The sequence below is a fragment of the Streptomyces sp. NPDC001530 genome (assembly GCF_042894545.1).
Lineage (GTDB): Bacteria > Actinomycetota > Actinomycetes > Streptomycetales > Streptomycetaceae > Streptomyces.
Genome location: NZ_JBIAVS010000033.1, coordinates 37596 through 58654 on the forward strand (window position 1 = coordinate 37596; position 21059 = coordinate 58654).

The window sequence follows — 21059 nt, forward strand, 5'->3', positions numbered from 1 at the left end:
CACCTTAGGCACGGTGGATCACGTGTCGTACTCCTGGATCCGCCGGCCATGGCCGCGGTCGGCGAGTGCGGGCAGCCGCTCGGCCAACTCCCTTGTCGTGGACGGCAGATCGAGGGTGAGAAGCTGCCGGTCCCGCATCAGCACCCGCCCGTCGACGATCGTCGTCCGTACGTCACTGGAGCGGGCGCTGTGCACCAGCGTGGCCGCGAGGTCGTGCACCGGCTGGGTGTGCGGCCCCGTGAGATCGACCAGGATGATGTCGGCCCGCCGCCCCGGCGCGAGACTGCCGATCCGCTCCCCCAGCCCGACGGCGCGTGCGCTCTGGAGTGTTGCGTGGTGCAGTGCTTGACGGGACGTCAGCCAGCGTGGATCGCCCTCGCTCGACTTCTGCACGAGCGAGGTGAGCGCCATGGACTCCCACACGTCCAGGGAGTTGTTCGAGGCCGCTCCGTCCGTGGCGAGCCCGACGGGGACGCCGATCTCGCGCAGGGCTCGTACCGGTGTCGGGCCCCAGGCGAACTTCAAGTACCCGCGGGGTGCGGTCGCGACGGCGACTGGGGCCGTCGCGCGCTCCAGTACGGGCAGGTCGCGGTCGATGATGCCGGTGCCGTGCGCGATGAGGAGTTCGGTGTCGAGGAGCCCGGTGCGCTCCAGGATCTCGATCGGCGTGCGGCCGTGCCGGGCCAGGCTGTGGTCGGTCTGCCCGCGGCTCTCGGAGGCGTGGAGGTGCACGGGAAGGCCGTGCTCGCGGGCGAGTGCGGCGGTCGCGGCGAGGTCGGCGTCGTCCACGGTGTAGGGGGCGTGCGGGGCGAGCGCGGTGGTGATGCGTCCGTCGGCGGAACCCCGGTGCCGCAGCGCGAACTCCAGTGACTTTTCCCGCCCTTCGGCACCCTGGGACGAGAAGAAGGCCTCGCCGAGGTGGGCGCGCAGCCCGCTCTCGGCCGCCACGGCGGCGACGGTGTCCATGGAGAAGTAGTGGTCGGCGAAGCACGTGACCCCGCCGCGGATCATCTCCGCGCAGGCGAGCCGCGCACCCAACTCCACGTCCTTTTCGGTGAGGTTGGACTCGATGGGCCAGATGTAGTCGTTGAACCACTCCTCGACGGGCAGGTCCTCGGCGATGCCACGCAGGGCGACCATCGGCGAGTGGGTGTGGCAGTTGATGAGGCCGGGCATCGCCACGTGGCCGCGGGCGTCGATGCGCTCGACGGTCTCCAGACCGCGCACGTCGTCGGTGATCGCCTCGATGACGCCGCCTCGTACGACGATCGAGGCGTTCTCGACGAACCCGATCTCCTCGTGATCGTCATGCACGAGGGCGGTGCATCCGGTGATGATGAGATCAGCGGGAGACTGCGTCATTGCGTCACCGTACGACGGTGTCGTGCCGCCGGGGGACCTGAACCGCGCATCCCGTCCGAGCCCTGTCGCCGCGGCGGATGCGCGGGCACCCTGGCGTCACCACCGTCCACGTCAGCCCGCCTCAGTGCGCCTCAGCGCGCCTTCTGGAAGGAGCCGGCATGCTCCTCGGCACCTGGAACCTGGAGAACCTGTACCGGCCCGGCGGCCCCTTCGGGCCCAAGGACAAGGCCGCGTACGAGACGAAGCTCGCCGCCCTGGCCGCCGTGATCACCGAACTCGACCCGACGCTGCTCGGCGTGCAGGAGGTCGGCGATCCGGCGGCCCTGGAGGACCTGGCCGGAATGCTGGACGGCGGCTGGAAGGTGACGCTCTCGGGCCGTCCGGACGACCGGGGGATCAGGGTCGGCTTCCTCAGCCGGGTGGTGCCACAGGTGCTCGCCGATACGAACGCCTTCCCCGGGCCGCTGCGCCCCGTGCAGGCCGACGACAGCGGTGCCACCGTGGCGCGCGCGGGCCGCGGCTTCCTGGCCGTGGAGATATCCACCCGGGCCCTGACCCTCAGGGTGGCGGTCTGCCACCTGAAGTCGAAGCTGCTGTCGTACCCCGGCGGACGCTTCCAGCCGCGCGACGAGGGCGAGCGGGCCCGCTACGGCGCGTACGCCCTGTACCGGCGGGCCGCCGAGGCCACGGCGCTGCGCGCACTGGCCGACGAGCTCTTGGCCGGCGAGGGCCGCACCCGCGACGTGGCGGTGCTCGGCGACCTCAACGACGAGGTGCAGGCCGCGACTACGCAGATCCTGCTCGGCCCGCCCGGCTCCGAGATCGGCACACCCGGGTACGACCGTCCCGACGCGGGCGACGAGATGCGCCTGTGGGACGTCGCCCCGCTCATCCCGGCCGACCAGCGCTACTCCCGCATCAACTCCGGGCGCCGCGAACTGATCGACCACATCCTGGTCAGCCATCGCCTGGTCCACCGTGTCACCGCCGCGGGTACGGGGCTGCCCGGCACGGAGCAGCCGACGCTGCCGTCGGTCGGCGCGGATCCTGCGGCGCGGCGCGGGGAGGCGGGGTCGGACCATGCGCCGGTGTGGGCGCGGGTGCAGCCGTAAGGTCACACGGCTATGGGGAGTTGGCGCGCCTTGGGCATCAACAGCCCCGCCCGCTCCCGGCGTTCGGCCAGCTCGTCGAGGAGTGCGGCGATCCGCTCGGTGTGGTGAGGCGTGAGCCGCCCGGTGTCGTCGAGCTGGACGGCGCACGCGGTGGTCGTGTCCACGAGCCGTTCGAGGGTGGCCGCGACCTCGTCCGTACCCTCGGCGTGCCGTGCGAGGGCGGGGAGTTCGGCGGCGGCGAGGTCGATCGCGGCGCGGGCCTCGGCCAGTGCGCGGTAGGCCTCGCGGCGCAGGACCCACCGGCCGGCCCGGTCGTCCGTCGTGCCGTCGCTCAGCACATGCGCGAGATAGGCGTCCGCCGCCTCCGTGGCACGGAGGAGCCGTGCCCGGACCGTCCCGCCGCGCTGCCCGAGCGTCGGCAGATGCCCGACGAGCAGCACGATCGCGCAGGCCAGCAGCGTCTCCCCGATCCGGCTCCAGGAGGCCTGCGGCTCCCCTCCCACCATCACGAGGGCGAGCACGAGGACGGTGACGACGGCGGTCTGCGCGGCGAAGTGCCGTGTGGCGACCGGGATCAGGGCGCCGCTGACCGCCACCAGGGCGATGAGTCCTTCCGGCCGGGGCAGCAGGGCCGCGAGCCCCGCGAAGACGACCGCGCCGAGCACGGTCCCCGCCGCCCGGCACAGCACACGCGAGGCGAGCGGCCCGAGATCGGGCTTGACGAGGAAGACGGCGGTCGCGGGGAGCCAGTACCAGTGGGAGTGGCTCCCGTACCAGCGGGCGTGATGCAGGGCCTGCGCCACGGCCGCGCTGGCGCCGAAGCAGAGGGCGACCCGGAGCCCGTACTCGCGCCCACCGGAACCGAACGCGGTGCGCACAAGGGAGTCGGCGGTACGACGCCGGGTGTGCAGGGTGTCGGCGGCACCACCCCGGTCGAAGGCGTCGGCGGCGTGCAGCAGCGCGTCGTCGAGCGCGCGCAGGGCGGGGGCGGACCGGGCGGGCGCGGGCAGCGGCCCGGTGTGGGTGCCGGTGCGGACGGCGTCGGCGAGCCGCCGCGGCCCCTCGGCGGCCCGCGCGGGCACCGCCTCGCCCGCCCAGGCGAGCGCGGTCGCGGCCTCGGCGAGCGGCAGCGCGGCGGCGTACTGCACGTGCAGCCGCCGCTCGGCCGCGGAACTGGCGTACCGCCGCAGCCGGGGCCCGGCGAGCGCGTCCTGCGCGTGGTCGAGCGCGGCGGTCAGCGCGACGCGCCGCCCGGTCGCGTGCGGTCCACCAGCCGCTTCCAGCAACGCGGCGATCGCCCCGTACACGGCCCCGACGGCGTCCCGCTCCCCGTCGAACCGGTAATCCCCGGCGGCGACCCCGGAAGTCGGCAGCGCAAGCCGCAGCACCAGCAGCCACCCGGCCCCACCCAGAAAGAAGAGCGCACGCTGCCACCCGGGCTCGGGCAGCGGCATCCCGGCCCCGATGGCCGAGGCGACCAGCAACTGCGTCCCGGCCCCGGAGGCGACGGGCCCGATGGCACTGACGGCTCCGGCGACGAGCCCGAGCCCGGTGAGGAGGAAGGTGAGGGTGACGGCGCCTGTCTGCTGTCCGGCGTACGACCCGGCGAGCAGTCCACAGGCCCCGGCGAGGGCAGGCACCCCGAGCCTCTTGACGGCGGCTCGCCGACTCCCCGGCCGGTCGTTGATCCCGGCGAGCATGGCACCGAGCGCGGCGACGACTCCGAGGGAGGTACGCCCGGCCAGCACGGCCGCGAGCAGCAGGGGCCCAGCGGCCAGGGCACCCCGTACGACGGCACTCCAGGGAACGGGCCCGCGCTGCGCGCGCAGGGCATGGGCGAGCCAGGGCGGTACGGCGACGCTGGGGAGTGGCACGGGGCTCTGGGCTCCTGTCGGACGAGGGCGGGCGGGATGCCTTCGGGCGACGTCGGCCGGGCTGTTGTCGTACCTACGGTAGATCGCGTTGCTGGAGAAAATGGGACCTGGACGTTTCCACGATGTGACGCTTGGCGAGGATGCCGCGTTCTTTATGAACGCAATCGGGCGGGGCGGGCCCGATGGGCGCGGATGAGGCCGGATGGGCCCGTGATGGTTGCTGAACGCGGAGCGGGCCCGAGGGCGTAGCCGGCCCCCGGACCCTGTGATGCCACCCATGTCACACGCCGGCACGCTTGAGAACCCAGGTCAGTCGTTATGTCGCCGCGTCCTGCCTTTGGACCACCACGCATCGAGCTGCGCGGACTGGACTTGAACCAGCATTTCGGCGCGCCGGGGCCTGGGCCCGGTCGATCCGGCGATCGGCGGCGAATACTGAGTCTGGAGCAAGAGTCTGAGATTGATCGCGGCCGGCTCTGAGTCCTGGCCGCTCCATCACGACAAGCTTCAGCTTCAGCTTGCGCTCCTCGCGCACCCCGGCCCTGGTGCGTGGTGGCCGGGGAGATCTAGAGGCTACCCAAACAGGTAGCCGAACACAGCATCGCCCACCCGCTGGTCGACGACATCCACGCCATTCGCCTCTTCCCGGGCGAACTTGACGGCCTGCTGCAACTTCTCGACGCGGTCGAGGAGTTCATTGACGCGTCGCGCGGGCAAGGCGCCGGAGAACTTCACGGTCGTCCAGTACCCCACGGGAATGTCCTCGTAATACACCTCGACCTGGGCCGGATGCTTGTCGGTCGCCTCGGCCTTGACGTGATTCCGCGGCACTTTCTTCGTACGCAGCGTCCGCACGGGCTCGGTTTTCCAGGCATCGGTGGACGGGTCCTGCACCCAGGACTCGGAGGCGTCGAGAACCGGCAACTTCCGCACGAAAGTGTTGAGATCGGTGAGCTGCTTTTCGAGGAAGAGCAGATACGACACGGGAACCTCGGCGACGAGCACCCGCCCGTCCACCTTCACATCCGCCCGCGCCGTGCAGTTGGCCCAGTCCTTGGTGGCGGTCACATCGAACAGCCGCGTCAGCGTCGCCGCGGTCTCCCGCAACACGTCCTCGGCCTTCACCTGCACCCGAGTCGACTCGGGCGGCAACTGCTCGCCCTCCTCGTCCTTGGGCTGATACGTCCGCGAGATACCGGCCAGCAAGGCCGGCTTCTGCAGCCCATGATGAGCCGACGTCAGGTCCTGATGAGACTTGGACTTGATGCCCTTCTCGACTGCGATGATCTGATTGAGTTTCGCCACGTCGGAGACGGTAGCAGCGCCAACTGGCATGACTCGAAGGATTATTCGCGGAACATCCGGACCGAGGACCGCTCACGACGGGGGAATCGGTGGTGTCGGCTGCTGTGATCTCCGTTCGTCTCTCAGAGGCCTGCGGCCCGGACGCCGGGGAGGGCGGCGAGGCGATCGACCACGTGGGCGAGGAGCTTCTCGTCGTCCGTGTTCAACCGTAGCCCGGTCACCGTGGGGCGTAGGTCAGCATTCCCACAGGTTGCGGTGCCGGTGGCGGGTCGGCGGGTGGTCCAGGTCTTCGGCCGCGTCGAGGAGGGCGCTCGGGGGTGCGGCGCGGAGGAGTTTGCGGGCGGTCGTGCGGAAGGTGCGCAGGTCGGCGCGAGCCGTGGCTTCGTACGGGGTGCGGACATGTTCGTTCAGGGCGCGCGGGTAGGTGTACGCGGCGAAGGCGCGGACGAGTGGTGCGGGGGTAGGGCGACGGCCCTCGCGGAGGGCACTGGTCAACTCCTCCCCGCTGTAGCGGAGTTCGGTGAGGGCGTGGGCGGTGACAGGGCCTGGCAGGTCTGATGACCAGTAGGCCGGCGTGGCGCGGTGCCGGATCGGGACGTGGTGGACGGTGCGGGACATGACGGACCTCCGCGGGGCCGCCGGAATTTCCGGCGTGGCCCGGCTAGAAGTCCGCGCCGGTAAAACGTCCCAGCCGCAGGTTCTTGATGCGCATGGGGTGAGGATGGGGGTGGGGTGGCGGGGTGTCGAGTCAATATCCACCGTCGATCTGTCGCCCTCCCCCTCCGGCCCCGTTCGCTCCGCCCCCGTTCGCTCGGCCCGCGCCGATTGTCAGTGGCGCGCGCTATTAATTGGGGAGTGTCGTCACAGAGCGTCACGACTGGTGGCTACGGGGGAGGTAGCAGCGATGGGTTATGAGGAAGACGGGCAGAGGTACGTGTCCTTGGCCGGGCTGCGGGTGCGTGGGTGGAGCGGTGCGATAGTGCATCGGCTGCTGGGGCCGCCGGATCGGCTCGGCGTCAATCCGCGGTTCAGGTCCGCGCCGTACACCCGGCTCTACCGCGCCGAACGGGTCGAGGCCGCCGAGCGGAGTGAGGAGTTCCGGGCGGTGGCGGAGACTGCGGTGCGCCGGCCGAGGGAAGTGCGGGGGTCGGAGGCGGTGCGGGCCGAGATCGCGCGACGGCGCGAGGCAGTTCTGGAGCAGATCAGAGTCGAGCCGATCGAGGTGCCGCACCTCGACCCGGGCAAGCTGGCGCTTCGGGCCGTGGAGCACCGGGCCCGGCGGGAGATGGAACGGGGGCGCCGCGCACCGGCGCAGGCCGACACCGACACCGACACCGACACCAACGCCGGCGCCGGCGAGTGCACGGGTCGCGCCTCTCTCGACCTCTGGAAGGTCGACTACCTGTGTCATCGGCTCACCCACTACGACCGACTCCTCGACAGACTGCCCGGACCCGAGCGTTCCACCGAGCGCGCCGAGGCCGCGGCGCTGCTCCGGCGACGGACCTACGCGGCTATCGCCGAGGCATACCTAGCCCTGGCGCAGGAGTGCACAAGGCAACTGCGTGAGCAAGGGCTTGGTCCACCACCGTGGTGAGGCGATCTTGGGGCGTGCCTCCGTGCGTCCGTGCCTCCGTGCGTCCGTGCGTCCCTGCGTCCCTGCGTCAGTTCGACCGTGCATCCGACCAAACCGGCGCGGTGCCCGGCCTGCTCGGTGCGAAATTCAGATGCGGGGCCTGTCACCCCACCCGCATCATCGGCAGGTTGCCCCCGAAGACAACGAAGGCCCACGCCGGTCGACGGTCGAGCCCCAGCCGGTCGAGACCAAGCCGGTCCGAACCCGGCCGGTCCAGTACAGGCCGATCCAGTACAGGCCGAAAATCCGGTGCTTGGCCAGCTCAAGCCCGGCCCCAAGTCGAAGACCCCAGGAGCCCCCATGGTCCAGCGCGTCACCGTCCCCAGTCTCTTCACCCCGCCCGTCTACTCCCATGCGTCCGTCGTGGAGGCGGGGACCAAGCTGGCGTTCCTCGCCGGGTCCGTGCCGCTCGACGCCGACGGGAAGATAGTCGGCGAGGGCGATCCCGTACGGCAGGCCGAGCAGGTGCTGGCCAACCTCGACGAGCAACTGCGGGCGGTCGGCAGCGACATGGCGCACGTCGTGTCGACCGATGTGTACGTCGTCGGCAGTGAGCCGACGGTGCTGTCCGCGGTCTGGGACGTCGTCGAGGCCTCCGGGCTCAGCATCGGCCCGCACTCGTCGACGCTGCTCGGGGTGGCCTGCCTCGGGTACACCGGGCAGCTCGTGGAGATCACGGCAACCGCCGTCATACCCGAGCCCGTGGCTGAGCCCGTGGCCGAGCCGGACCGCCCCTAGGGCTTACGTCGACCACCCGGCCCCTCCCTGGGGGTGGTACGCCGGCTACCCCAGGGCCTCGAGGCGTACGTCGGCCACCCTGGCCCCTCCCAGGGGCGCACGTCGGCTACTCCGGCCCTCGGGGGCGTACCTTCGCCGCCCGCCCCAACCAACCCACGTCCTCCCTCGGTCCACCCCCAAGATCACCCTGCCGAAGGCAAGCCCCCACTCCCCGGTGACCCCCACGTCCGCCGCTTGGGCAACGGCCGCGCATAACCCCCCGCCCGACTCGTCGTCAGCCCCAGCGACACCAGCGATTCGGCGAGCTTGACCGCCGCGGCGACCCCGTCGACGACGGGCAGCCCCAGCTTCTCCCCCACCGCCCGCTGGAGCCCCGTCATCCCGGCGCAGCCGAGGACCAGTACCTCGGCCCCGGCCTCCCGGGCGCGCTCGGCGGCGGTCACGAAGGCCTCCTCGGTGCGCTGGGGATCGCCCAGGTCGAGGACGCCGAGGCCGGTGCCGACGACGGCGGCGCAGTTCTGGGCGACTCCGGCCGCGTGGAGGCTGTCCTCGATCTGGCCGCGCGAGCGTTCCAGGGTGGTGACGACGCCGTATCGACGGCCGAGGAGGCATGCGAGGTGAGCCGCCGCCTCGGTGATGTCGACGACCGGTACGTCCACCAGCTCCCGCGCTCCCTCGCGCCCGTGTTCCCCGAACCCGGCCATGACCACGGCGTCGTACGGCCCCTCGTACGTCCGCAGGGTGTCGAGGACGGCCGCCGCCGAGAGATAGCTGTCGAGCCAGCCCTCCGCGGACTCGGGTCCCCAGGAAGGGGTGAGTCCGAGCACGGTGGTGCCCGGGCCTGCGGCGGCCCGGGCACCTCGTACGATCTCCTCGGTCATCTCCTGCGTCGTATTGCAGTTGGTGACGACGATCCGCACGCTCAGCCCTCCACGACTGCGGAGGCGGGGACGGGAGCCGGCTCGACGGCGGCACGCTCCGCGCGGCACAGCACCGCGTACAGTCCGGCGGCCAGCGCCGTCCCGATGAACCAGGAGTACGGGGCGACGTCGCTGAAGTCCTTCACCAGGGCGAGGACCGCGGCGACGGCCGCCGAGGGCAGGAACGCCCACAGGGCCTTGGGGTTGACGCCCTTGCGGTAGTAGTACCGCGATCCCGGCTGGGCGTTGAAGAGCTGCTCGACGTCGACGCGGCCGCGCTTGACCCAGTAGTAGTCGAGCATGATCACGCCGAAGAGCGGGCCCAGGAAGGCGCCGAGGCCGCCGAGGAAGTAGTTGACGACGGTGGGGTTGGAGAAGAGGTTCCAGGGGGTCACGACGAGTGCGGCGACCGTGCTGATCATGCCGCCGACCTTGAAGGTGATCTTCTGCGGCCAGACGTTGGCGAGGTCGTACGCCGGGGAGACGAAGTTGGCGACGATGTTGACGCCCATGGTGGCGATGGCGAAGGTCAGGGCGCCGAGGATCAGCACCCAGGTGTTGCCGACCTTGGCGACGAGCAGCGCCGGGTCGGTGATGGCCTCGCCGAACGCCTCGATGGAGCCGGCCGTGACGATGACCGACACGATCACGAAGGCGGTGGAGTTGATGGGCAGGCCCCAGAAGTTGCCGCGCTTGACCGTCTTGTAGCTGGGCGCGAAGCGCGAGAAGTCGCAGAAGTTGAGCATCAGCGTGCCGTAGGTGGCGAGGATGAGCCCGACCGCGCCGAACCACTGGCGCCACTGCTCGCCCGCGGAGACGGGGTGCGGAGTCGAGGTGAGCGAGATGGTCCAGCCGGCCTTGGCGAGGACCCAGATGGCCAGCGCGATCATCACGAGCCAGATGGCCGGGCCGCAGAAGTCCTGGAACTTGCGGACCGACTCCATGCCCTGGCTGATGATCATCGCCTGGATCAGCCACAGCGCGAGGAACGACGTCCAGCCGAGCGCGTCCAGACCGAGGAAGGAGTGGTGGGTCCACGACTCCAGGCCCGGCCAGGCCGCGAGCAGCATGACGTTGACCGCGACCGACGCCAGATAGGTCTGGATGCCGTACCACATGATGGCGATGATCGCCCTGATCAGCGCAGGGATATTGGCGCCCCAGACGCCGAAGCTGATGCGGCTGACGACGGGGAAGGGCACACCGGTGCGCTGCCCGATGCGGCCCATCAGGTTCATGCCGCCGTAGATGATCACGAAGCCGACGAGCAGCGAGGTGAAGATCTGCCAGACGTTCATGCCGAGGACCAACAGACCTGCGGCGAACGTGTAGTTGCCGAGGTTGTGGACGTCGGACATCCACATGGCGAAGAGGTCGAAGACCTTCCAGTTGCGCTTCTCGGCGGGCGCGAGGTCTTCGTTGGTGAGCCGGGGGTCGGGGACGAACGCTGGTGCGCCGGTGGCTTCGGCACGGTCGGCGAGGGACACGGGGCCTCCATGGGCGAGGGAGCGGAGGACTGCATTCAGTGTGGGGGACGACCCTGCAGGGGACGTTTGGTATACCAAACTGCCCTCATGGTCTCGCCGTCAACCGTCCTGACCGATGTCCGTGAAGTTACGGCTCCGTAAAACACCCCCCGAGTCGGCGAAGATGGCCCCATGACGAAGATCGAACCCCAGGGCGCCGAACGGGAACCTGCGGGCGCGGAGCGTGAACCGGCGAGCATGGACGGGGAACCAGCAAGCGGTGACCGGGAAGCGGCGAGCATGGACCAGGAACCAGCAAGCAGTGACCGGGAACCGGCGAGCGCGGACCGGGAACCGCTGGGCGCCGTGCGCCAGCGCGTCCTGGCGACCCTGCGGCAGGAGATCATCGCCGGGCGGCTGCGCCCCGGCGACCGCCTGGTCGAGCGCGAGCTGGCCGAGCGCTTCGGGGTCTCCCGGGTTCCGGTCCGCGAGGCGATCCGCGCGCTGGTCGCCGAGGGGTTCGTGCTCTTCGAGACGCCGCGCCGGACCGTCGTACGCCGTCTGACTCCGACCGACGTCAAGGAACTCTTCGAACTACGCGAGGCCCTTGAGGTCTACGCGGCCGGGCTCGCCGCGTCCCGCGTCACACCGGAAGCCCTCGCGGAACTGGAGGAGTTGCTCGACCGCGCGGCGGCCGCGACCCACGCCGACGACGCGGAGGCGATCACCGACATCAACACCCGCTTCCACGACCGCATCCTGGCCATGGCGGGCAACAGTCTGCTGATCTCCGTCATGGAACCGGTCGACGGCCGACTGCGCTGGCTCACCCGGCAGAACGAGGAGTGGCCCCAACTCCTCACCGAACACCGCGAATTGTACGAGTCCATCGCGTCCGGCGACCCCGAGCGGGCCCGCGCGCACGCGCTCGCGCACGTCCAGGCCAACTACCGGTCGACGGTGCGGCACCTCTTCGGGGACGCGTAACTCCGTGAGCGGGGCGCGTACTTGCGCTCGTCAGCGGGGCGCGCACTTGCCCTCGTCAGCGGGTCGCGTACTTGTCCGTCGCCGCCACCAGCACGTCCACCATCCCTGGAGCCCCCGCGTTGTGGCCCACGTCGTCGACGACGACCAACTCGCTGCCGGGCCAGGCGTGGTGGAGACGCCATACGATGCCCAGCAGATTCCCGAAGTCGAGGCTGCCCTGGACGAGCGTGCCGGGGATACCCTTGAGCCGGGGTGCGTCCCGGAGCACCACGCCCTCGTCGTTGCCCTCCCCCAGGAAGTGGTCGCTGCCGAAGTAGTGCGTGACCGTGCGGGCGAAGCCCATGCGGAAGACCGGGTCCTCATAGCGCGCCACCGACCGCGGCGGCGCGGGCATGATCGCCGTCTCCCAGTCGGTCCAGGCGCGTGCCGCCCGTGCCCGCACCTGCGGGTCCGGCGATTCGATCAGTCTGCTGTACGCCGCCGCGAGGTTCCCGTCGCGTTCACCCTCGGGCACCTCGGCGAGGAACCGCTCGAAGGCCTCGGGGAAGATCTTCCCAAGTCCCCTGGTCAGCAGGGCCACTTCGGGGTTCGAGCCGGTAGCCACGCCCGTCAGCACCAGTTCGGACACGACGTCCGGATGCGTCTGCGCGTACCGCAGCCCCAGCACCGACCCCCACGAGACTCCCCACACCAGCCAGCGGTCGATGCCCAAGTGGCCGCGCAGCAGCTCCAGGTCCGCGATCACACGGGCCGTCGTATTGACGCTCATGTCCGTCTCGTACGCGCTCGCGTGCGGCGTGGAGCGTCCGCAGCCGCGCTGGTCGAGCAGGACGATGCGGTACGCCTCCGGGTCGCAGTACCGCCGGTACCAGGCCCCGCACCCCGAGCCGGGACCGCCGTGCAGCATCACCGCGGGCTTGCCGCGCGGGTTGCCGCAGACCTCCCAGTACACGCGGTTGCCGTCCCCGACGTCGAGCATTCCGTGGTCGTACGGTTCGATCTCCGGATACGGGCCCATCGCGCGAGGCTAACCCGCTTCCGGCCGGGTCGTCAGCCCCGCCGCCTCCGCGGCCGTCCGCAGCACGTCCCGGAGCATCGCGGGCGTGAGCCGCCCGGTGAAGGTGTTCCGCTGGCTGACGTGGAAGCACCCGAAGACCTCGAGCCCGTCCAGCGACACATGGGCTCCGTGCGCGAAGGCGGGGCGCGGCCGGGGCACGGTCCAGCCCGCCTCGGCGAACGCGGGCAGCGCGGCCTGCCACCCGAAGGCCCCGAGCACCACCACCGCCCGCAGCGACGGTCGCAACAGCTCCAACTCCCGCACCATCCAGAATCGGCAGGTGTCCCGCTCCAAGGGCGTCGGCTTGTTCGCCGGTGGCGCGCAGTGCACGGGAGCGGTGACGCGTACGCCGTACAGCTCCAGCCCGTCGTCCACGCTCACCGACGTTCCGCGCGATGCGAGCCCCACGTCGTGCAGCGCCGCGTAGAGCACGTCCCCCGACCGGTCCCCCGTGAACATCCGCCCGGTCCGGTTCCCGCCGTGCGCCGCGGGAGCGAGTCCGACGATCAGCAGCCTCGCGTCCGGCGGTCCGAAGCCCGGGACCGGCCGGCCCCAGTACGTCCAGTCGGCGAAGGCGGCGCGCTTGGTGCGGGCCACCTCCTCGCGCCAGGCGACGAGGCGCGGACAGGCCCGGCACCCGGTGATCCGCCCGTCCAGCTCGGCAAGGGCACCGCTCTCCACGCCCTTGCCGTCCAGATCCCTGCCGGTGTCCAGGCCGCCGGTGTCCAGGCCGCTGCCGTCCATGACTCCACCGTACGGCTACGCCGTGGCCGCCCCGGCCGCCACGAACCCCATCGCCACCGGGGCTCCCGAACACGGTCGGAGGTCGCATCCGAGGTGGTCCGTGCGACGGAAATTCCCCGCGGCCCCACCGCCTGGGAGGACTAAGGTCGAGACATGGCTTCTGAGGACGCGGACGTCGACAAGGACGACGAGCGGGACGGCACAGGCGATCCGGACGGTACGAGCGGTACGGGCAATACGAGCGGTGCGGGCAGTACGAGCGGTACGGATGGTACGAGCGGTGCGCGCGGCCCGGCCGACGCGGTGGCCGCGGCCGAGGCCGCCGGTCCGGCAAGCGGCGAGAGCGTGCGGGTCGACAGCTGGATCTGGTCCGTCCGTCTCGTCAAGACCCGCTCGATGGGCGCCACCGCCTGCCGGGGCGGGCATGTCCGGGTCAACGGCGAGCGCGTCAAGCCCGCGCATGGCGTGCGCGTCGGGGACGAGGTGCGGCTGCGGCATGAGGGGCGGGAGCGGGTCGTCGTCGTGAAGCGCTTGATCCGCAAGCGGGTCGGTGCGCCCGTCGCCGTCCAGTGCTACGTCGACAACAGTCCGCCGCCCCCGCCGCGCGAGGCCGTCGCCCCTGCGGGGATCCGTGACCGGGGGGCGGGGCGCCCGACCAAGCGGGACCGGCGCGAGCTGGAGCGCTTGCGGGGGCTGGCCTCCGGCCCTTCCGTCTCCTCCGGCTTCCTCGGCTCCGCCGGCTCGAACCGCTCTTCCGGCTCCGCCGGCTCCTCCCGCTCAACCGGCTCCTCAAGCTCCGCTGCCTCCTCCCGCTCAACCGGCTCTTCCCGTTCCTCCCGCTCGACCGGCTCCTCCGGTCCAGAGGACGGGCTCGCGGGCTCCTGAATATCCGGGAGGCCGGGGTGTCGAGGCGCCTGCATGCCAGGGTGCCTGCCGTGCCGGTCTCTCCGCCGTACGACGTCGAGGGCTCCCCCTGCTGCAGGGGGAGCCCTCGGTCTCGTACGGCCCTCCGTCCCGTACGGCCGTCACGCCCGTCGGCGCACCAGGCGGAGCAGTTCGGTGGTGTGACTGCGTCGCGCCCACGCGATCAGTGCGAGGGGCAGGATCAGGATGAGCGGGGTCGCCGCGTACGGGCCGTGGATGGCAGTGACGTTGGCGATGAACGCGCCGACCATCAGGGCGCTGAGCGCCACCGCGGCCACGGAGTCCAGCAGCGGGACCAACAGGGCAATGCCTCCGGCGAGTTCGAGCGCGCCGATGATGTACATCCCCGTGTGGCCCCAGCCGAGCTTGTCGAAAACCTCGGCGGCCGAGGGATGGGCGATCAGCTTGGGGAGGGCGCTCGCGATCACGTAGAAGAGGCCGAGAACGATCTGCAGGGCGGTGAGGGAGATTCGGGCGCGGCGGGTGCGGGAGGTGCCGGAGGCAGGGTTGGCGGGGGTGGTGTGGGAGACGGTGGTGACGGGGGCGGTGGTCTCGGACATCGGGGTCTCCTGTGTGAGCGGTGGCTGTTGCTTTCACAGAGGTAGACCGGGTGGGCGTCAGGAACTCATCGGTGCCGGGCGGGATTTGTTTCGCCCCCTCCGCCCCTACCCTTCCCGTCCCCAGGGGCTCCGCCCCTTCGACCCCGCCGGGGCTGCGCCCCCTGGCCCCCGGCCCGGCTCCGCCCCCGTCCCTACCGGGGGGCTCCGTCCCCTGGCCCCCGGCCCGGCTCCGCCCCCGTCCCCACCGGGGGGGCTGCGCCCCCTGGACCCCGGCCCGGGGGTCCGCCCCGTCCCCACCGGGGGCCCTGCCCCTGGACCCCCACCTCCGATCGGCCTCAACGGCCTCGCCCTCAAACGCCGGACGGGCTGAAGGTGTCGGCCTTGGCTACTTGGCATAGCCCAGCAACGCACCACCCACCACGCGGCTAGCCCCCTACCTCACCCCTTCACCGCCCTCACCCACACCCCGTCCTCCGTCACATACCGATCCACCCTCAACCCCGCCTCCCCCAACGCCCCCTCGAACTCGTCCTTCGTCAGCGGACGGGCCAGAAACGTCTGCGTCCACGTGGCATCCGGAAACTCGTACTCCGCGTAGACCGAGTTCACGCCCTCACCCACCGGATCCGCCGACAGGATCCGTACGGTGCAGCCGGAGGGGTCGGTGTGCTCGCGGGGTACGTTCGTGTGCCAGTCCTCCCCCTCGCGTTGGATCAACACGCAGCCGTCCTCGGCTACATGGCGGGCGCAGGTCGTCAGGAACGCACGCCGCTCCTCGGGGTCCCCGGTGTGGACGAGGAACGACGCGAGCATGACCACGTCGAACGTCTCGCCCAGGTCGAGGTCCTCGATCGTGCTGCGTATCGTGCGCGCACCGCGGACCCGCTCCAGCATCTCGGCGGACTCGTCCACGGCCGTGATCGTGAACCCGCGCTCCAGGAGCGGGTGGGTCATCCGGCCCACCCCGCTGCCCAGTTCCAGGATGTGCACGCCCGCGGGCACCGCCGCGGTGATGATGTCCGGCTCGTCCTTGATGGGCAGGCGCGCGTAGAGCTCGACCGCGCAGCCGTCCGGTGTGATGGCACCGGGGCCCGTTCCCTCGTGTCCTTGGCGCTTCTCGATCCTCATACCCGTCCAACGGGCGGCTTTCGTCCGCCCGTTCCCACCCCGCCCCCATTCACCCGTTCGAGTGGCGAGCTACAGCGCGAACCATCCCTGCCCGCCGTACCAGTGGCCACCCGCGCGCAGATGGTCCACCACCGCCCGCTCGACGCTGTTGCGCCGCGGCAGCTCTTGCACCGGGAGCTCCGGATCGCCGAAGACGAAGCCGATGGGCACCCCGTCGTCCGGGGTCTTCTCCTCGTACGCGGCCTCGAAGCGGTCCTGGAAGCGGATGATGTTGGAGTCGGCCGACAGATACCGCTTGAGCTGCGGATCGAGGAGCCAGGAGTGGCAGACGGCGACCTCGTAGCCCTCGTCGGGGTAGTGGCGGGCGAAGAACTCCCGGGCCAGCGCGAGTGATCGGTCGCAGGCGGTGGGGCTCAGGGGGCCGCGGAAGTCGGTGATGTGCAGGCTCAGGCAGGGGTCGCCGGGGCCCACGCCCAGGCCCGCCGCCGCGACGGCCCGGCCCGTGCGGTCACCGAGCCGCGCCCGCTGGAACTGCAGCCGGCCCAGCTGGAAAAGCTCACCGTGGAAGTGCAGGGCGATCCACCAGGGGAACAGCAGCCCAGGGGTTCCGACCCGCCTGTGGTGCACGGCCACATGGCGGCCGAGGTCGGCGAGGGTGCGCCGGGACACGTCCTCCGGGACGCCGCGCCCCCGGTGATACGCGCGCACGTACGGAAGCGCCGCGATGAAGACGTACACATGGAAGCAGCGCCCCAGCGCCCCCGTCGACGCGGGGAACGCGGGTGGCTCCCAGCCCTTGCCGATCTCCCCCATGTCCCGTACGAAGCGGCCGACGCAGCGCGCGAGGAGCGTCATCGCCTCCTTGTCCGCCACCAACCGGTCGCGCAGTGCGACGAGTTCATTGATGTGCTCGTGGGCCACGGTCAGGTCGAGCAGGACGTCGGGCAGCTCGTCCGCGTCCGGAAGCACCGCTTCCACCCGGGGCGCGCCCTCGCTCTCCAGATCCCTCAGCCACTCCGCGAGCCTCGCGTCCGCCCGCAGCGCCTCCAGCAGCACCGTCGCCTCCCCCGGCGGCCGTCGGACCGACCGCTCTCCCTTGGTGAACGTGCACCACGAAGAGTACGTTTCCCAGTAGGAGTAGTGATCCCGATGCGTACGGGCAGTGAACCGACGACAGCGCGCAGTGCTCTGCGGCTGCGCTTCTGGCTGAGCCTGTGGGGTCTGATCTGGGCGGTCTTCGGGACGGCCGCGTTCGCCCTGACCGGGCGGCCCGGATGGGCGGCCGCGTGCGGCGTGCTGTTGCTGATCGTCACCGTCGACATGATCATGGTCCTGCGGCACATCCGCCAGGGGCCGCACTACCAGCCGGGACCCGACGTCCCGCCCTACCGACCGCCGGAGCCCGGCCCCCCGCCGTACTACCGGCCGAGGCAGCACCGGCAGCCCTAGCCCCTGAGAGCCTCGACCCAGAGGACGGGCCTGTCGACAGACCCGAAATCAGGCCCATGGCGACAGGTTCCGCCGGCAGGGTCCCCGCCGCGGATCACGTCTCGAAGCGCGCGGCTTCCAGGTACTGCGGCTTCGGGTCGAGCGCCGCCGCCAGTCTGAAGTGCCGCTTCGCCTGCTCGGGGCGGCGCTGGCGCTCATAGGTGCGGGCGAGCGCGAAGTGGGCGAACGCGTTGTCCGGCTCGCGCTCCAGGACGATCGTGAACTCCAGCTCGGCGGGGCGCAGTTGCGCAGCGGCGAAGAAGGCACGCGCGCGCAGCAGCCGGGCTGCCGTGTTCTCCGGATGCGCGGCGATGACTGGGTCGAGCAGCTTCACCGCGCCCCGCGGGTCCCGCGCGGCGAGCAGTCGCTCGGCGGCGCGGAAGTCGATGACATGCGTCTCCGGAGTACGTCCGGTCGATCCGCTGGTCTCGGGCACGGCTGAGTCCTTCCCTCGCTGCAAGGGTTCAACGCCCGCGTAGGGGGCCGCTATTCCTGGGGCTGATGGGCTCTGCGCACGAGATCCGCCCATACGTCCCGTACGCGCCGCTCCAACTCCTCCAGGGGTACGTCGTTGTCAATGACGACGTCCGCGATCTCCAGGCGCTTCTCGCGGGGGGCCTGGGCGGCCATACGGGCGCGGGCGTCCTGCTCCGTCATGCCGCGCAGCCGTACGAGGCGGTCGAGCTGGGTTTCGGGGCTGGCGTCGACGACGACCACGAGGTCGTACAGCGGTGCCAGGCCGTTCTCGGCGAGCAGCGGCACGTCGTGGACGACGACGGCCTCTTCGGAGGCGGCGTTCTCGAGTTCGCGGGAGCGCGCGCCCACCAGGGGGTGCACGATCGAGTTGAGGACGGCGAGCTTCTGCGGGTCGGCGAAGACGATCGAGCCCAGCTTGGGCCGGTCCAGGCTGCCGTCCGGCGCGAGCACGTCCTCGCCGAAGGCGTCGACGACCGCCGCGAGCCCGGGAGTTCCGGGCGCGACGACCTCCCGCGCGATCCTGTCCGCGTCGATCAGCACCGCGCCCTGCTCGACGAACAGCCGCGACACCTCGCTCTTGCCGGCACCGATACCGCCGGTCAGGCCCACCTTCAGCATGACCCGAAGCTTAGGGCCTGCCTCTGACAACGCCGCCGGAGACCTCGGAGGTCAGCCCTCGCCCTCGCGCTCCGCCAGGAACCGCTCGAACTCCAACCCGATCTCGTCCGCCGACGGGATGTCCACCGGTTCCGCGAGCATGTTGCCCCGCGTCTCGGCGCCCGCCGCGGCGTCGTACTGGTGCTCAAGGCCCTGGACGAGGGAGACGAGCTCTTCGTCTCCCTCCTGGATCTGCCGGTCGATCTCCGTCTGCGTGCGGTGCGCCTCCGTGCGCAGGGAGTGCGCGATGCCCGGGAGCACCAGGCCGGTCGCGCCGGTGATGGCCTCCAGGACGGTCAGCGCGGCGTCCGGGTACGGGGAACGGGCGATGTAGTGCGGCACGTGCGCGGCGACGCCCAGGACGTCGTGTCCGGCCTCCATGAGGCGGTACTCGACGAGCGACTCGGCACTGCCGGGGACCTGGGCCTCGTCGAAGGGGCTGCGGTGGCCGGGGACGAGATCGGTGCGATTGCCGTGCGGGGTGAGGCCCACCGGGCGCGTGTGCGGGACGCCCATGGGGATGCCGTGGAAGTTCACGGACAGGCGGACGCCGAGCCGCTCCACGATCTGCTGGACGGCGGCGGCGAAGCGCTCCCACTCGACGTCCGGCTCGGGGCCGGACAGCAGCAGGAAGGGCGCGCCCGTGGCGTCCTGCACGAGGCGTACGTCAAGGGTGGGCTCTTCGTAGTCGGTCCAGCGGTCGCGCTTGAACGTCAGCAGCGGGCGGCGGGCCCGGTAGTCCACGAGCCGGTCGTGGTCGAAGCGGGCCACGACCTGGTGGGGCAGCGAGTCGAGCAGTCGGTCGACGATCTGGTCGCCGGTTTCGCCCGCGTCGATGTATCCGTCGAAGTGGTAGAGCATGACAAGACCGGCCGACTCCTGGGCGAGCGCCATGTCGACAACGGCCAAGCCCTTCGGCTCCCATGCGTACAAACCCTGCGGATCAAGCACTGTGACCGCTCCTCCTCGTGTTCGTACTGCACAACGTGGTGTGCGGCGCGGGCATTCCCGCCCGCGCCGCACTCCGGCACCTCTTACCGACTTTTCAGCCGCCACGAGCGGCTGGGAAGACGACTACGAGAAGAGCATGCTCGTGTTACGACGACAGCACGCGCGCGTGGAGCGCGGTGACCGCCTTGCGTGCGGACGTGAAGGCACCGTGCTGCCAGGCGTCGGTGTAGCTGAGCCAGTCTCCGGCGAAGTAGACGCGTCCGGCGGGTTCGTTCAGCGGCTTGTAGCGGGGGTCGTCGGGCCCGCCCGGGGTGTCGTGCCAGGCGGCCTCCAGGTGGGGCGTCTGGCGCCAGTGGTGCGAGAAGGAGGACGCGAGTTCGGTGCGGTACTTCTCGCCATAGATCTTCACGCCCGCGGCCACCGCGCGCTTCTCGCGCTCCTGGGGGATGAGCTTCGCGTACGAGTCCGCGTCATCGCCGTAGTTGTAGTAGCCGATCAGCACGCCGCGCTCGCCGTGGAAGCCGTACGAGGGGTGCCAGATGTGGGTGACGTCCTGGTCGGTCTCGGTGATCCCGCCGTAGATGTTGTGATCAAGCTCCCACCAGCGTGAACGGTACTCGAGGCCGATCTTGGCGGCGGACTGCGGAGTGATCGCCTCCAGAGCGCTCTGGACGCCGGAGCCGAGGTTGTGCGGGATCTTGGCGAGGATGTTGGGCGGGAGGGCACCGATGCAGTAGTCGGCGTCGATGGACTTCGTACGGCCGCCCTGGGTGTAAGTGACGGTAACGCCACTCCCCTTGTCGGTGATTTTGGAGACCGCGGCCCCTGTACGGATGCGATGGGCCCCGATCGCCCTGGTCAGTGCCCGCGGTATCTGGTCCATGCCACCCACCGGCTGGAACATCAGCATCGCCTGGTCGAAGCCGAACTCGAAGGAGAAGTAGCGGCCGACGCCGGTGGCGAAGACCTCGGAGGCGGTGGGGATGTCACCGAGGAGCACACCCGGGGTTCCCGCGGCGGCGGGGACGGTGGTGTAGCCGCGGCGCTCACCCCCCTCGTACGTCAGCTTGTCGCCGAGCTCGCCGAAGTCCTTGAGGAACTCGACGAGTTTCTCCTGATCGGTGGCGGTCAGTTCCTTGTCGAGAGCGCCCTTGTTGCTGGCCTTGGCGAGCAACTCGGAGACATAGCCGTAGACATCGGCCTTGGCGGTGCGGTAGCGCATCGGCTTGGTCATGCCGGTCGACTCGTTGTAGATGTACGCGTCCGCGTTCGTGTTCGTGAACACTTCGATGGGGACGCCGAGTTCACGGCAGTAGTCGAGGGTGACCATCCACTGCGGAAGGCGGGCGGGGCCCGCGTTCATGTAGTGGCCCTCGCTGAAGCGCGCCGTCTGCGTGTTGCCGTAGAGATCGGTGGTGGAATCGCCGCCGCGCACCGTGAAGTTGCGGCCGCCGGTGCGGTCCCTGGCCTCCAGGACCGTACAGTCGTACCCCGCCTTGCCGAGCTCGTACGCGGACGCCAGTCCGGCGATGCCGCCGCCCACGATGACGACCTTCGCGGCGCCGCGTCCGGTGAGCATGAAATCGCTCGACTTCAGTGCGCGGAAAGGCTGTTCACGCCCCGCGGCCTGCGCGGTGGGCGCGAGGCCGAGGGCGCCCATGGTGGCGAACATC

The 21059-nt window shown here is 70.9% G+C and carries 21 protein-coding genes; 6 read left to right on the plus strand and 15 right to left on the minus strand.

Features of this window, described 5'->3' with window-relative positions; all coding sequences use genetic code 11:
* Positions 1-18 precede the first annotated feature (18 nt).
* Complete coding sequence (locus tag ACFY0T_RS44430; RefSeq protein WP_388884236.1) at positions 19-1362, minus strand: amidohydrolase; 1344 nt, start codon at positions 1360-1362, stop codon at positions 19-21.
* Between the two features lie 158 nt (positions 1363-1520).
* On the opposite strand from ACFY0T_RS44430, the gene ACFY0T_RS44435 reads away from it, so the two are divergent.
* Positions 1521-2474, plus strand: coding sequence for an endonuclease/exonuclease/phosphatase family protein (locus tag ACFY0T_RS44435; RefSeq protein ID WP_388884237.1), 954 nt, complete (start codon positions 1521-1523; stop codon positions 2472-2474).
* Positions 2475-2476: 2 nt separating this feature from the next.
* Here ACFY0T_RS44435 and ACFY0T_RS44440 read toward each other — a convergent pair whose 3' ends face one another.
* The 3 genes from ACFY0T_RS44440 to ACFY0T_RS44450 form a co-directional block, all read right to left on the minus strand.
* Positions 2477-4348, minus strand: a complete 1872-nt coding sequence (locus ACFY0T_RS44440; RefSeq protein WP_388884238.1) for an FUSC family protein — start codon at positions 4346-4348, stop codon at positions 2477-2479.
* A 573-nt stretch (positions 4349-4921) separates the two neighbouring features.
* Positions 4922-5653: a hypothetical protein gene (locus tag ACFY0T_RS44445; protein WP_388884239.1), complete on the minus strand. Its 732-nt coding sequence runs from the start codon at positions 5651-5653 to the stop codon at positions 4922-4924.
* A gap of 234 nt (positions 5654-5887) precedes the next feature.
* Positions 5888-6271, minus strand: coding sequence for a hypothetical protein (locus ACFY0T_RS44450; RefSeq protein WP_388884240.1), 384 nt, complete (start codon positions 6269-6271; stop codon positions 5888-5890).
* A gap of 286 nt (positions 6272-6557) precedes the next feature.
* On the opposite strand from ACFY0T_RS44450, the gene ACFY0T_RS44455 reads away from it, so the two are divergent.
* Together ACFY0T_RS44455 and ACFY0T_RS44460 are read left to right on the plus strand one after the other, a co-directional pair.
* Positions 6558-7250, plus strand: coding sequence for a hypothetical protein (locus ACFY0T_RS44455; protein WP_388884241.1), 693 nt, complete (start codon positions 6558-6560; stop codon positions 7248-7250).
* Positions 7251-7589: 339 nt separating this feature from the next.
* Positions 7590-8027: a RidA family protein gene (locus tag ACFY0T_RS44460; protein ID WP_388884242.1), complete on the plus strand. Its 438-nt coding sequence runs from the start codon at positions 7590-7592 to the stop codon at positions 8025-8027.
* A 182-nt stretch (positions 8028-8209) separates the two neighbouring features.
* Here the strand turns inward: ACFY0T_RS44460 and ACFY0T_RS44465 are convergent, their stop codons facing one another.
* Positions 8210-8947, minus strand: a complete 738-nt coding sequence (locus tag ACFY0T_RS44465; RefSeq protein ID WP_388884243.1) for an aspartate/glutamate racemase family protein — start codon at positions 8945-8947, stop codon at positions 8210-8212.
* 2 nt (positions 8948-8949) lie between these two features.
* A complete protein-coding gene (locus ACFY0T_RS44470; protein ID WP_388884244.1) occupies positions 8950-10434 on the minus strand; it encodes an NCS1 family nucleobase:cation symporter-1 in 1485 nt (494 codons plus the stop codon).
* A 279-nt stretch (positions 10435-10713) separates the two neighbouring features.
* On the opposite strand from ACFY0T_RS44470, the gene ACFY0T_RS44475 reads away from it, so the two are divergent.
* On the plus strand, positions 10714-11400 hold the full coding sequence (locus ACFY0T_RS44475) for a GntR family transcriptional regulator (protein ID WP_388884282.1): 687 nt from the start codon (positions 10714-10716) through the stop codon (positions 11398-11400).
* A gap of 55 nt (positions 11401-11455) precedes the next feature.
* Here the strand turns inward: ACFY0T_RS44475 and pip are convergent, their stop codons facing one another.
* Both pip and ACFY0T_RS44485 read right to left on the minus strand, forming a co-directional pair.
* Positions 11456-12418: a prolyl aminopeptidase gene (gene pip, locus ACFY0T_RS44480; RefSeq protein WP_388884245.1), complete on the minus strand. Its 963-nt coding sequence runs from the start codon at positions 12416-12418 to the stop codon at positions 11456-11458.
* Positions 12419-12427: 9 nt separating this feature from the next.
* Positions 12428-13201, minus strand: coding sequence for a uracil-DNA glycosylase (locus ACFY0T_RS44485; protein ID WP_388884246.1), 774 nt, complete (start codon positions 13199-13201; stop codon positions 12428-12430).
* Positions 13202-13354: 153 nt separating this feature from the next.
* Here ACFY0T_RS44485 and ACFY0T_RS44490 point away from each other — a divergent pair, with 153 nt between their 5' ends.
* The gene (locus tag ACFY0T_RS44490; RefSeq protein ID WP_388884247.1) at positions 13355-14086 is read left to right on the plus strand and encodes an RNA-binding S4 domain-containing protein; all 732 of its coding nucleotides are present in this window, start codon (positions 13355-13357) and stop codon (positions 14084-14086) included.
* Positions 14087-14226: 140 nt separating this feature from the next.
* On the opposite strand, the gene ACFY0T_RS44495 is transcribed toward ACFY0T_RS44490, so the two are convergent.
* The 3 genes from ACFY0T_RS44495 to ACFY0T_RS44505 all read right to left on the minus strand — a co-directional run bounded on the left by ACFY0T_RS44495 (position 14227) and on the right by ACFY0T_RS44505 (position 16869).
* Positions 14227-14685: a DoxX family protein gene (locus ACFY0T_RS44495; RefSeq protein WP_388884248.1), complete on the minus strand. Its 459-nt coding sequence runs from the start codon at positions 14683-14685 to the stop codon at positions 14227-14229.
* A gap of 438 nt (positions 14686-15123) precedes the next feature.
* Positions 15124-15813 (minus strand): class I SAM-dependent methyltransferase, encoded by a 690-nt coding sequence (locus ACFY0T_RS44500; RefSeq protein ID WP_388884249.1) that lies wholly within the window; start codon positions 15811-15813, stop codon positions 15124-15126.
* A gap of 69 nt (positions 15814-15882) precedes the next feature.
* Positions 15883-16869 (minus strand): acyltransferase domain-containing protein, encoded by a 987-nt coding sequence (locus ACFY0T_RS44505; RefSeq protein ID WP_388884250.1) that lies wholly within the window; start codon positions 16867-16869, stop codon positions 15883-15885.
* A 93-nt stretch (positions 16870-16962) separates the two neighbouring features.
* On the opposite strand from ACFY0T_RS44505, the gene ACFY0T_RS44510 reads away from it, so the two are divergent.
* Positions 16963-17262: a DUF6343 family protein gene (locus tag ACFY0T_RS44510; RefSeq protein WP_388884251.1), complete on the plus strand. Its 300-nt coding sequence runs from the start codon at positions 16963-16965 to the stop codon at positions 17260-17262.
* Between the two features lie 94 nt (positions 17263-17356).
* On the opposite strand, the gene ACFY0T_RS44515 is transcribed toward ACFY0T_RS44510, so the two are convergent.
* From ACFY0T_RS44515 to ACFY0T_RS44530, 4 genes are all read right to left on the minus strand, one after another.
* Positions 17357-17737 (minus strand): tetratricopeptide repeat protein, encoded by a 381-nt coding sequence (locus ACFY0T_RS44515; RefSeq protein ID WP_388884252.1) that lies wholly within the window; start codon positions 17735-17737, stop codon positions 17357-17359.
* A gap of 50 nt (positions 17738-17787) precedes the next feature.
* On the minus strand, positions 17788-18396 hold the full coding sequence (gene coaE / locus ACFY0T_RS44520) for a dephospho-CoA kinase (RefSeq protein WP_388884253.1): 609 nt from the start codon (positions 18394-18396) through the stop codon (positions 17788-17790).
* Between the two features lie 51 nt (positions 18397-18447).
* On the minus strand, positions 18448-19386 hold the full coding sequence (locus ACFY0T_RS44525; protein WP_388884254.1) for a PAC2 family protein: 939 nt from the start codon (positions 19384-19386) through the stop codon (positions 18448-18450).
* A gap of 145 nt (positions 19387-19531) precedes the next feature.
* Positions 19532-21058, minus strand: coding sequence for a flavin monoamine oxidase family protein (locus ACFY0T_RS44530; RefSeq protein ID WP_388884283.1), 1527 nt, complete (start codon positions 21056-21058; stop codon positions 19532-19534).
* Position 21059 lies beyond the last annotated feature (1 nt).

What these genes read in the sequence shown, in the direction of transcription:
- ACFY0T_RS44430 (WP_388884236.1), bottom strand. Translation starts at nt 1,362, where the DNA reads ATGACGCAGTCTCCCGCTGATCTCATCATCACCGGATGCACCGCCCTC.
- ACFY0T_RS44435 (WP_388884237.1), top strand. Translation starts at nt 1,521, where the DNA reads ATGCTCCTCGGCACCTGGAACCTGGAGAACCTGTACCGGCCCGGCGGC.
- ACFY0T_RS44450 (WP_388884240.1), bottom strand. Translation starts at nt 6,271, where the DNA reads ATGTCCCGCACCGTCCACCACGTCCCGATCCGGCACCGCGCCACGCCG.
- ACFY0T_RS44455 (WP_388884241.1), top strand. Translation starts at nt 6,558, where the DNA reads ATGGGTTATGAGGAAGACGGGCAGAGGTACGTGTCCTTGGCCGGGCTG.
- ACFY0T_RS44460 (WP_388884242.1), top strand. Translation starts at nt 7,590, where the DNA reads ATGGTCCAGCGCGTCACCGTCCCCAGTCTCTTCACCCCGCCCGTCTAC.
- ACFY0T_RS44475 (WP_388884282.1), top strand. Translation starts at nt 10,714, where the DNA reads ATGGACCAGGAACCAGCAAGCAGTGACCGGGAACCGGCGAGCGCGGAC.
- pip (WP_388884245.1), bottom strand. Translation starts at nt 12,418, where the DNA reads ATGGGCCCGTATCCGGAGATCGAACCGTACGACCACGGAATGCTCGAC.
- ACFY0T_RS44485 (WP_388884246.1), bottom strand. Translation starts at nt 13,201, where the DNA reads ATGGACGGCAGCGGCCTGGACACCGGCGGCCTGGACACCGGCAGGGAT.
- ACFY0T_RS44490 (WP_388884247.1), top strand. Translation starts at nt 13,355, where the DNA reads ATGGCTTCTGAGGACGCGGACGTCGACAAGGACGACGAGCGGGACGGC.
- ACFY0T_RS44495 (WP_388884248.1), bottom strand. Translation starts at nt 14,685, where the DNA reads ATGTCCGAGACCACCGCCCCCGTCACCACCGTCTCCCACACCACCCCC.
- ACFY0T_RS44500 (WP_388884249.1), bottom strand. Translation starts at nt 15,813, where the DNA reads ATGAGGATCGAGAAGCGCCAAGGACACGAGGGAACGGGCCCCGGTGCC.
- ACFY0T_RS44510 (WP_388884251.1), top strand. Translation starts at nt 16,963, where the DNA reads ATGCGTACGGGCAGTGAACCGACGACAGCGCGCAGTGCTCTGCGGCTG.
- coaE (WP_388884253.1), bottom strand. Translation starts at nt 18,396, where the DNA reads ATGCTGAAGGTGGGCCTGACCGGCGGTATCGGTGCCGGCAAGAGCGAG.
- ACFY0T_RS44530 (WP_388884283.1), bottom strand. Translation starts at nt 21,058, where the DNA reads ATGTTCGCCACCATGGGCGCCCTCGGCCTCGCGCCCACCGCGCAGGCC.